9 protein-coding genes are annotated in these 10,700 nt (G+C 71.6%); 6 read left to right on the forward strand and 3 right to left on the reverse strand.

Translation table 11 applies throughout. From position 1 onward, the window contains the following. From DQW85_RS33765 to staC, 6 genes are all read left to right on the forward strand, one after another. On the forward strand, positions 1-1,414 hold a 1,414-nt coding region (locus DQW85_RS33765), incomplete at its 5' end, for an NDP-hexose 2,3-dehydratase family protein (protein ID WP_338043436.1). Between the two features lies 1 nt (position 1,415). Next, the gene (locus DQW85_RS33770) at positions 1,416-2,417 is read left to right on the forward strand and encodes an SDR family oxidoreductase (RefSeq protein ID WP_113703822.1); all 1,002 of its coding nucleotides are present in this window, start codon (positions 1,416-1,418) and stop codon (positions 2,415-2,417) included. A 41-nt stretch (positions 2,418-2,458) separates the two neighbouring features. Next, complete coding sequence (locus DQW85_RS33775) at positions 2,459-3,568, forward strand: DegT/DnrJ/EryC1/StrS family aminotransferase (protein WP_113703823.1); 1,110 nt, start codon at positions 2,459-2,461, stop codon at positions 3,566-3,568. 55 nt (positions 3,569-3,623) lie between these two features. Next, the gene (locus tag DQW85_RS33780) at positions 3,624-4,250 is read left to right on the forward strand and encodes a dTDP-4-dehydrorhamnose 3,5-epimerase family protein (RefSeq protein ID WP_113703824.1); all 627 of its coding nucleotides are present in this window, start codon (positions 3,624-3,626) and stop codon (positions 4,248-4,250) included. Between the two features lie 242 nt (positions 4,251-4,492). After that, positions 4,493-5,335, forward strand: a complete 843-nt coding sequence (locus DQW85_RS33785; RefSeq protein ID WP_113703825.1) for an SAM-dependent methyltransferase — start codon at positions 4,493-4,495, stop codon at positions 5,333-5,335. Positions 5,336-5,444: 109 nt separating this feature from the next. Further along, positions 5,445-7,088 carry a staurosporine biosynthesis monooxygenase StaC gene (staC, locus tag DQW85_RS33790; RefSeq protein ID WP_113703826.1) on the forward strand — a complete coding sequence of 548 codons (1,644 nt, stop codon included), beginning with the start codon at positions 5,445-5,447 and terminating at the stop codon, positions 7,086-7,088. Between the two features lie 10 nt (positions 7,089-7,098). On the opposite strand, the gene clpB is transcribed toward staC, so the two are convergent. From clpB to DQW85_RS33805, 3 genes are all read right to left on the reverse strand, one after another. Beyond that, positions 7,099-9,705: an ATP-dependent chaperone ClpB gene (clpB, locus tag DQW85_RS33795; protein WP_240197594.1), complete on the reverse strand. Its 2,607-nt coding sequence runs from the start codon at positions 9,703-9,705 to the stop codon at positions 7,099-7,101. Between the two features lie 26 nt (positions 9,706-9,731). Next, entirely contained in the window at positions 9,732-10,025 is a 294-nt protein-coding gene (locus tag DQW85_RS33800; protein ID WP_113703828.1) for a chaperone modulator CbpM, read from the reverse strand. After that, positions 10,022-10,700: J domain-containing protein (locus DQW85_RS33805; protein ID WP_113703830.1), on the reverse strand; the 679-nt coding region annotated here is incomplete at its 5' end. The genes DQW85_RS33805 and DQW85_RS33800, both read right to left, overlap by 4 nt.

Genomic DNA, 10,700 nt, shown 5'->3' on the forward strand with positions numbered 1-10,700 from the left:
CCCCGCCCCCGCCCCCGCCGCCGCGCGTCCGCGCGAGGACCGCGACCAGGCCGACCGGATCGCTCTGTCGGCCGCGACCAGCCGCGGGGCGCATCTGCGGACCGAGGACGTCCACGCCTGGCTGGCCGAGCGCCGCCGGGCCAACGTCTTCCACGTTGAACGCATTCCGTTCGCGGAGCTGGACGAGTGGCGGTTCGAGCGCGGCACCGGCAATCTCGTGCATCGCAGCGGGCGGTTCTTCACCGTCGAGGGCATGCACGTGGTGGAACACGACGGCCCCTACGGCGACGGCCCCCGGCGGGAGTGGCAGCAGCCTGTCATCAGGCAGCCCGAAGTGGGCATCCTGGGCATCCTGGCCAAGGAGTTCGACGGAGTGCTGCACTTCCTGATGCAGGCCAAGATGGAGCCGGGCAATCCCAACCTGCTGCAGCTCTCGCCGACCGTGCAGGCCACCCGGAGCAACTACACCAAGGCCCACCGGGGCACGGACGTGAAACTCATCGACTACTTCGTCCGGCCCGACCGCGACCGGGTCATCGTCGACGTTCTCCAGTCGGAACAAGGCTCGTGGTTCTTCCGCAAGTCCAACCGCAACATGATCGTCGAGACCGTCGACGAGGTTCCCGCACTGGACGACTTCCGCTGGCTCACGCTCGGCCAGATCGCCCGACTGCTGCACGAGGACGACATGGTCAACATGAACGCCAGGACCGTGTTGTCCTGCGTGCCGTACCGGGACACGACGCCCGGTGCGCTGCTCTCGGACGCTCAGCTCCTGTCGTGGTTCACCGGCGAGCGCTCCCGCCACGACGTGCGCGCCCAGCTCATACCGCTCGCCTCCGTGCGCGGCTGGAAGCACGGGGTCGAGGCGATCGAGCACGAGGACGGCCGCTACTTCAAGGTCGCCGCCGTCTCCGTGCGGGCCGGCAACCGCGAAGTGGTCAGCTGGACCCAGCCGTTGATCGAACCCGTCGGCCTGGGGGTCTCGGCGTTCCTCGTGCGCGAGATCGACGGGGTGCCGCACGTGCTGGTGCACGCCCGGGCCGAGGGCGGCTTCCTGGACACGGTCGAGTTGGCCCCGACCGTCCAGTGCACCCCCGGCAACTACGCCCACCTGCCGGCGGCGGACCGCCCGCCCTTCCTCGATGTCGTCCTGGGCGCCCCGCCGTCGCGCATCCGTTACCAGGCCATCCACTCCGAGGAGGGCGGGCGCTTCCTGAACGCCAGGAGCCGGTACCTCGCCGTCGACGCCGACGGAACCGGGGCCTCGCTCGACCCGCCCCCCGACTACGCCTGGGCCACCCCTGCCCAGCTCAGGGCCCTCACCCGGCACGGGCACTATCTCAACGTGGAGGCCCGCACGCTCCTGGCCTGCCTCAACGCCGTGGCGGCGCGGCCCCGAGGAGGGGCGTGACATGGAGCGCACACCGGCGACCCCCCGACCGCTGATCACCGTGCTCGGCGCCTCGGGCTTCGTGGGTTCGGCCGTCACCCGCGCACTGGCGCGCCGTCCGATCCGCCTGCGGGCGGTGGCGCGCAGGCCGAGCGCGCCCGCTCCCGGCCCGGCCGAGACGACCGTCGTCACCGCCGATCTCACCGACCGGGCGGCGCTCGCCGAGGCGGTCGCGGGCTCGGACGCGGTGGTGCACCTGCTCCTGGCGGACGGCGGGTGGCGGGCGGCCGAGACCGAGCCGGGGGCCGAACGCGTGAACGTGGGGGTGATGCGGGACCTCATCGACGTGATGCGGCCGGGCCCCGGCGACGGGGCGCCCCCGCTGGTGGTGTACGGCGGTGCCGCCTCGCAGGTCGGCGTGCCGCCGCGGGAGCCGCTCGACGGCAGCGAGCCCGATCGCCCCGAGACCGCCTACGACCGGCAGAAGCTCGCGGCGGAGCAGATCTTGAAGAGGGCCACGGCCGAGGGCCGGGTGCGCGGCGTCAGCCTGCGCCTGCCCACGGTGTTCGGTGAGGGCGCGGCCCTCGGCGCCACCGACCGCGGTGTCGTGTCCGCCATGGCGCGGCGGGCGCTCGCGGGCCAGACGCTCACCATGTGGCACGACGGCACGGTCCGGCGCGACCTGGTCCATGTCGACGATGTCGCGGCGGCGTTCGCGGCGGCGCTCGACCACCCGGGTCCCCTGGTGGGGGGCCACTGGCTGATCGGCGCCGGCCGGGGCGACGAACTCGGCGACGTCTTCCGGCTCGTCGCCCGGGCCACGTCCGACCACACGGGGCGGCTCCCGGTCGCCGTGGTGTCCGTGGAACCACCCTCGCACGCCCCCGCGACGGACTTCCGGAGCGTGACCATCGACTCGTCCCCGTTCCGGGCGGCCACCGGCTGGCGCCCCCGGATCCCGCTTCCCGAAGCGGTGCGCCGCACTGTCGCCGCCCTGGCCCTGCAGCGGGACGAGGGCCGGTGAAGGCAACCACTTCCGACACACACCCACCGAAAGGCTGGCACATGACCACGCGTGTATGGGATTACCTGGCGGAGTACGAGGCCGAGCGCCTGGACATCCTCGACGCCGTAGAGACGGTCTTCAATTCGGGGCAGCTCGTGCTCGGCGGGAGTGTGCGCGGCTTCGAGGCGGAATTCGCCGCCTATCACGGGGTGGGCCACTGCGTCGGCGTCGACAACGGGACGAACGCGATCAAGCTCGGACTGCAGGCGCTGGGCATCGGACCGGGAGACGAGGTGATCACGGTGTCCAACACCGCGGCGCCGACCGTGGTGGCCATCGACTCCACGGGTGCCGTCCCCGTCTTCGTCGACGTCCGCGCGGACGACTTCCTCATGGACACCAGCCAGGTGGAGGCGGCGATCACCCGACGCACGCGGTGCCTCCTTCCGGTGCACCTGTACGGACAGTGCGTGGACATGGCCGCCTTGACGGAACTCGCCGCCCGGCACGGGCTGGCCATTCTGGAGGACTGCGCCCAGGCGCACGGAGCCCGGCAGGGCGGCACGCCGGCGGGCACGACCGGTGACGTGGCCGCCTTCTCCTTCTACCCGACCAAGGTCCTCGGCGCGTACGGCGACGGCGGCGCGACGATCACCTCGGACGAATCCGTGGCGCGACGGCTGCGGCGGCTGCGGTACTACGGCATGGAAGAGCGCTACTACACCCTGGAGACGCCTGCCCACAACAGCCGGCTGGACGAGGTCCAGGCCGAGATCCTGCGGCGCAAGCTGGGGCGGCTCGACGCCTACATCGCCGGCCGCCGGGCCGTCGCGCAGCGCTACGCCGACGGCCTCGCCGACACCGGTCTCGAACTTCCGCGCACCGTCCCGGGCAATGACCACGTGTACTACGTGTACGTGGTGCGCCACCCCCGGCGCGACGACATCATCGGGCGCCTCAAGGCCTACGACATCCATCTGAACATCAGCTATCCGTGGCCGGTGCACACCATGACCGGATTCGCCCACCTCGGATACGCCACGGGCTCGCTCCCGGTCACCGAGGCGCTGGCCGCGGAGATCTTCTCGCTGCCGATGTATCCCTCGCTCTCCCAGGACCTCCAGGACAAGGTCATCCACGCTGTGCGCGAGGTGCTGGCAACGCTGTGACACCCCGCTGACCGCCCCATTCCGCCGAGCCGTTCACCGAGCCACGGGAGCAGATATGGAAGCACGCGAACTCGCTGTCGAGGGAGCACTTGAGTTCACCCCTCGCGTCTTCCCCGACGAACGGGGCCTGTTCATCTCGCCGTTCCAGGAGGAGGCGTTCGCCGAGGCGCACGGCGCCCCGCTCTTCCGCGTCGCGCAGACCAACCACAGCATGTCCCGGCGCGGCGTGGTTCGGGGGGTCCACTTCACCACGACGCCGCCCGGTACCGCGAAGTACGTCTACTGCGCACGCGGGAAGGCCCTGGACATCGTGGTCGACATCAGGGTCGGCTCGCCCACGTTCGGCCGGTGGGACTCGGTGCTGATGGACCAGCAGGATCACCGGGCCACCTATCTCCCCGTGGGAGTGGGCCACGCGTTCGTGGCGCTGCAGGACGACACCGTCATGTCGTACATGCTCTCCGAGAGCTACGTTTCGGAGAACGAACTCGCCCTCTACGTCCTCGACCCCGCCCTCGGGCTGCCCATCGACAGGGACGCCGAACTGGTCCTGTCCGAGCGGGACCGTACGGCGATCACGCTTGCCGAGGCGCGGAAGCAGGGCCTGCTGCCGGACTACGCCCGGTGCCAGGAGATCGAGAGGGGACGGTTCCCGGATGCCGCGGTGACCGCCGACGCCTGACAGTCCGAGCCGCGCGACCGCTCGCGCGCCCGCGAGCAGTCCGTATCCCCCAGCGTCCTCGGGGGCGCATGGGTTGAACGGTGTTCCGCCCACCCGGTCGGGCCGGAGCAGGTGCCCGCCCCCCGCGTGAATGAGCGGGTTTTCGTCCGCTCCGCTTCTCCGCGCCCCTCGCGGCGTGATGCTCTGTGTGCGGCAGCCCCGCACCACCCCTCCCGCATCTGTCGACCCGAAAGGCCGTTGCCATGACCGACTCCGCCCAGACCCTGCCCGTGCCGGAAGCCGTCGGCAAGCTGTACGACCGGCTGACGCTGAGCGCGATGAACGACGGCGCCTTCAACCCCAACGTTCACATCGGCTACTGGGACACACCGGACTCCGAGGCCTCGATCGAGGAGGCGATGGACCGGCTCACCGACGTGTTCATCGACCGGATGAGGGTGGGCGATTCGTCCCATGTCCTCGACCTGGGCTGCGGGGTGGGTGGTCCAGGGCTGCGGGTCGTGGCGCGCACCGGTGCGCGGGTCACCGGCATCAGCATCAGCGAGGAGCAGATCAAGACCGCCAACCGGCTGGCGGCCGAGGCCGGGGTCGCCGACCGGGCCGTGTTCCAGCATGGCGACGCGATGAAGCTGCCTTTCGCGGACGAGACGTTCGACGCCGTGATGGCCCTGGAGTCGCTCTGCCACATGCCGGACCGGCAGCAGGTGCTCACCGAGGTGTGCCGGGTGCTCGTGCCCGGCGGCCGGCTCGTCCTGACCGACGTGTTCGAGCGCTTCCCGCGCAAGGAGGTGCGGCACCCGGGCATCGACAAGTTCTGCAACGGCCTCATGTCGACCATGGCGGACGTCGACGACTACGTCGCGCTGCTCCACCGTTCCGGCCTGCGGCTGCGCGGCATCGTCGACGTCACGGAGCAGACCACGCTGCGCACCGGTCAGGAGCTGGCGAAGCTGGCGACCGTCGAGGACCGTCCCGCGGCCCTCGACGAGAGCAACTTCCACTTCCCCGAGGACGACTTCCAGCCGTCCGACCTGGCGGGCGTCGACGATTTCGGCTGCCTCCTGGTCACCGCGGAACGCCCGTGAGCCGCTGAAGCGCCGGGAGGGCCCCTTTGTGCCTCCCGGCACACCACCGTCGCGAGAAGCCACACCCGACGCCCGCCCTGAGCCTCCCCCGAAGAAAGGTAAGGACGATATGCCGCATTCCGGTGAGTGGACCGACGTGCTGATCGTGGGCGGCGGCCCGGTCGGGATGGTGCTGGCGCTGGACCTGACGTACCGCGGGATCGACTGCGTGGTCGTCGACGCCGGTGACGGCGAGGTCCGGCATCCCAAGGTGAGCACGATCGGTCCGCGCTCGATGGAGCTGTTCCGCCGCTGGGGTGTCGCGGACGCCATCCGCGGAGCCGGATGGCCGGCCGACCACCCCCTGGACATCGCCTGGGTGACCAGGGTAGGCGGCCACGAGATCTACCGGTACCGCCGTGGAACAGCCGGGAACCGCCCGGCCTTCGCGCACACGCCCGAGCCAGACCAGATATGCCCGGCGCACTGGCTGAACCCGGTGTTGACGCGGGCCGTGGGCGTCCACCCGGACGGTCCGCTCCGGCTCCGTACGACCGTCGACCGCGTGGTGCAGGCCGACGACCACGTCCACGCCACCCTCACCGACCACGCCACCGGCGTGACCGGCACCGTCCGGGCGCGGTTCCTGGTCGCCTGCGACGGCGCCGCCTCTCCCATCCGCCAGTCCTGCGGCATCGACGCGCCGGCGCGCCACCGTACGCAGGTCTTCCGCAACGTCCTCTTCCGCGCCCCCGAGCTCAAGGAGCGGCTCGGCGACCGCGCCGCCCTCGTCTACTTCCTCATGCTGTCGTCCACGCTGCGCTTCCCCATGCGCTCGCTGAACGGCAGCGACCTGTACAACCTGGTCGTGGGCGTGGACGACGACACTGCTGACCGCGTCGACGCGCTGTCACTGATCAGCGACGCCCTCGCCCTCGACACCCCCGTGGAGCTGCTGGGCGACAGCGAGTGGCATCTCACCCACCGCGTCGCCGACCGCTACCGGGCCGGGCGCGTCTTCCTCGCCGGCGACGCCGCGCACACCCTGTCGCCCTCCGGCGGCTTCGGGCTCAACACCGGCATCGGCGACGCCGCCGACCTGGGCTGGAAACTCGCCGCCACGCTGAACGGCTGGGCCGGGCGCCGGCTGCTCGACACGTACGAGACCGAGCGCAGGCCGATCGCGGTGGAGAGCCTGAACGAGGCCAACCTCAACCTGCAACGCACCATGCGCAGGGAGGTGCCACCCGAGGTCCACCTGGACGGGCCCGAGGGCGAGCGGGCCCGTACGGAGATGGCGGAGCGGCTGGAGAGCAGCGGCGCGCGGCGAGAGTTCGACGCCCCGGAGATCCACTTCGGGCTGCGCTACCGCTCCCCAGCCATCATCGACGACCCTGACGTGCCGATGCGCGACGGCAGGCCGGACGCCGGCTGGCGCCCCGGCAGCGAGCCGGGCTACCGCGCCGCGCACGCCTGGTGGGACGCCACGACCTCCACGCTCGACCTGTTCGGGCAGGGGTTCGTCCTGCTGCGCTTCGCCGAGCACGACGGACTCGCGGGAGTCGAGGGCGCGTTCGCCGAGCGGGGCGTGCCGCTGACCGTGCGGAACGGAGGCGACGGGGAGGTCGCCAAGCTCTACGAACGGTCCTTCGTGCTGGTCCGCCCGGATGGCCATGTGGCGTGGCGCGGCGACGATCTGCCTCGGGACCCGGCGGCGTTCGCCGACACGGTGCGGGGCGACCGGGCCGAGGCCGTTCACGCGGGTCACGGCTGAGGACGGCAGGTCAGCCGGCGGGCGGCCGGAAGGTGACGACCAGCTGGTCCTTCTCGGCGGCGTCGACCGTGATGGTCGAGCCGTCGGGCACGTCACCGCTGAGCAGGGCGCGCCCGATCCTGGTCTCGACCTCGCGGGCGATGAAGCGGCGCAGCGGCCGGGCGCCGTAGACCGGGTCGTAGCCCCGGGTGGCGATGACGCGGCGCGCATCGTCCGTGACCACCAGGGTGAGCCGCCGCTCGGCCAGCCGCTTCCTGATGTCATTGAACATGAGCTCGACGATCCGCTCGATCTCGGGCTCGGTCAGCGGCTTGAACAGCACGACGTCGTCGACCCTGTTCAGGAACTCCGGCCGGAAGTGCCGGCGCAGCTCCGCCAGCACCATCTCGCGGCTGTCGGGCTTGATCTCGCCGTTGGGCGTGACCCCGTCGATCAGGTACTGCGAGCCGATGTTCGACGTCATGATGATCACGGTGTTGCGGAAGTCCACCGTCCGGCCCTGGGCGTCCGTCAGCCGCCCGTCGTCGAGGACCTGCAGCAGCGCGTTGAACACGTCCGCGTGGGCCTTCTCGATCTCGTCGAACAGCACCACCGAGTACGGCTTGCGCCGCACCGCCTCGGTGAGCTGGCCGCCCTCCTCGTAGCCGACGTAGCCCGGAGGCGCGCCGACGAGCCGGCTGACCGTGTGGCGTTCCTGGTACTCGCTCATGTCGATGCGGACCAGGTTGTCCTCGGTGTCGAAGAGCGCCTCCGCGAGCGACCTCGCCAGCTCGGTCTTGCCCACCCCGGTCGGCCCGAGGAAGAGGAACGACCCGATGGGACGCCGGGGATCCTTGATGCCGGATCGGGCCCGGATGATGGCGTCGGCCACGAGCTGCACGGCCTCGTCCTGCCCGATGACGCGCTCGTGCAGGATCTGGTCCAGCCGGAGCAGCTTCTCCCGCTCGCCTTCCTCCAGGCGGCTCACCGGGATCCCGGTCCAGCGGGAGACGATGACCGCGATCTCCTCCTCGGTCACCACCTCGCGCAGCAGCCGCCGCCCGTTCTGCCGGGTGGCCAGCAGCTCCTCCTCGGCGCGGAGCCGCCGCTCCAGCTCGGGGATCTCGCCGTGCCGCAGCTCGGCGGCCCGGTTGAGGTCGTAGTCGCGTTCGGCCTGCTCGGCCTCCCGCCGCAGGGCCTCCAGCTCCTGCCGGAGCGCCTGGACCTTCCGCAGCGCCGCGCGCTCGGCCTCCCACTGCGCCCGCATCGCGTCCGCCTGGGCGCGCAGGTCGGCCAGCTCCTTGCGCAGCTCGGCGAGGCGGGCCTCGCTCGCGGAGTCGTCCTCCTTGGAGAGCGCGGCGTCCTCGATCTCCAGGCGCCTGACGCGCCGGGTCAGCTCGTCGAGCTCGGCGGGCATGGAGTCGATCTCGGTCCGGATCATGGCGCACGCCTCGTCGACCAGGTCGATCGCCTTGTCCGGCAGGAAGCGGTCGGAGATGTAGCGGTGGCTCAGCGTCACGGCCGCGACCAGGGCGCTGTCCTGGATCTTCACACCGTGGAAGATCTCCAGCCGCTCGCGCAGCCCGCGCAGGATCGAGATGGTGTCCTCCACGGACGGCTCGTCGACCAGCACCGGCTGGAGCCGCCGTTCCAGGGCCGCGTCCTTCTCGATGTGCTTGCGGTACTCGTCGATGGTGGTCGCGCCGATCATGTGCAACTCGCCGCGCGCGAGCATCGGCTTGAGCATGTTGCCAGCGTCCATGGCGCCCTCGGCCGCGCCCGCCCCCACCACGGTGTGGATCTCGTCGATGAACAGCACGAGCCGCCCCTCGGCCGCCTTCACCTCGGTCAGCACGGCCTTCAGGCGTTCCTCGAACTCCCCGCGGTACTTGGCCCCGGCCACGAGCGAGCCCATGTCCAGGCTGAACACGCTCTTGTCGCGCAGCCCCTCGGGCACGTCGCCGTGGGCGATCCGCTGGGCGAGACCCTCGACGATGGCCGTCTTGCCGACGCCGGGGTCGCCGATCAGCACCGGGTTGTTCTTGGTCTTGCGCGACAGGATCTGGATCACGCGGCGGATCTCGCCGTCGCGGCCGATCACCGGTTCGAGCCTGTCCGAGCGGGCCTCGGCGACGAGGTCACGCCCGTACTTCGTCAGCGCCTCGTACGCGACCTCGGGCATGGCCGAGGTGACCCGCTGGTGGCCGCGCACGGCGGTGAGCACCTGGAGGAACCGGTCCCTGCTGATGCCCTGTGCGTGCAGCAGCCGCCCGGCCGCGGCGCCCGGTCCCTCCTCGATCAGGGCCAGCATCAGGTGCTCGACGGAGACGTAGTCGTCCTTGAGCCGTTTCGCCTCCCGTTCCGCGGCGTCGAGCAGCCGTGACAGGCGCTGGGTGACGAAGACCTGGCCGGGGGCGGCGCCCGGCCCGCTGACGCGGGGCCGGCGTGACAGCTCGTCCTCCAGCTCCGTGAGGAGGCGTTTCTCGTCGGCCCCCGCCTGCTCCAGCAGCCTCGGAACCAGCCCCTCCGGCTGTTCGAGCAGGGCCAGCAGGAGGTGCTCGCCGTCGACCTCGGTGTGCCCGTGGCGCAGGGCCTTGGTCTGGGCGTCGTGCAGCGCCTCCTGCGATTTCTGCGTCATTCGGTTCGGATCCACTCCGGGTCTCCCTAGTGTCGTCGCGTGAGTTCGCGCAGGGCGGTCTCCAGCTCCTCGATCCGGTCGAGCAGGTCGATGACCACGCCGATGCCGGCGTAGTTGATCATCAGTCCCTCGTGCAGCCTCTGAATGCGTGCCGCCGCCGCCACCTGGGAGAGGGGGAAGCACGGCTCTCCCCGGGCGTCGGTGACGGGATCGAGCAGGCCCAGCGTCACCAGCCGGCGGACGGTCTGCGGGTGCAGCCCGGTGGCCCGTGAGAAGGAGTCCAGGTCCAGCCGGGACGGCCGGACCAGCGCGTAGATCATGTACGCCTCCTGGGGTCGAACCGGGACACGGCGGCGAGCTGCTCGAACAGGCGCCGTTCCGCGTCGGTGAGCCGCGGCGGCACCATGATCCTCACCTCGGCGAAGAAGTCGCCGGTCTCGCCGCGGGGACTGCGCAGACCCCGTTCGCGCAGCCGCAGCCGGCGGCCGCTCGACGTGCCCGGCGGCACCTTCAGCTTCGCCTCGCCGCCCGGCGTGTCGATGGCGACCGTGGCGCCCAGCGCCGCCTCCCACGGGGTGAGCGGCAGGTGTGCGTGGATGTCGCGGCCCTCCACGCGGTAGCGGGGATGATCGGCGATCCGCACGATCAGATAGAGGTCGCCCGGGGCGGCTCCCTCGCCGCCCTGCCCGCCCTGGCCGGCGAGCCTGATGCGCTGCCCGTTCGTGACGCCCTTGGGGATCGTCACGTCGATCCGGCGCCCGCCGGGCAGCGTGAGGCCGCGGCGCCCGCCGTTGTAGGCCTCCTCGACCGTGATGGTCAGCTCAGCCTCCTGGTCGGCGCCCGGCACGGGGCCCCAGCGCCGCCTGCCCCGGCCGCCGAACATGCCGCCGAGCAGGTCCTCCAGGTCGATGTCCGGGCCCATGTCGAAGCCGAGGTCCTCGGCGCGTGCCGCGCGCCGCCGGCCGCCGCCTTCCGGACCCGCGCCCGCGCGTGCC

Source organism: Nonomuraea lactucae (assembly GCF_003313395.1).
GTDB classification, from domain to species: domain Bacteria; phylum Actinomycetota; class Actinomycetes; order Streptosporangiales; family Streptosporangiaceae; genus Nonomuraea; species Nonomuraea lactucae.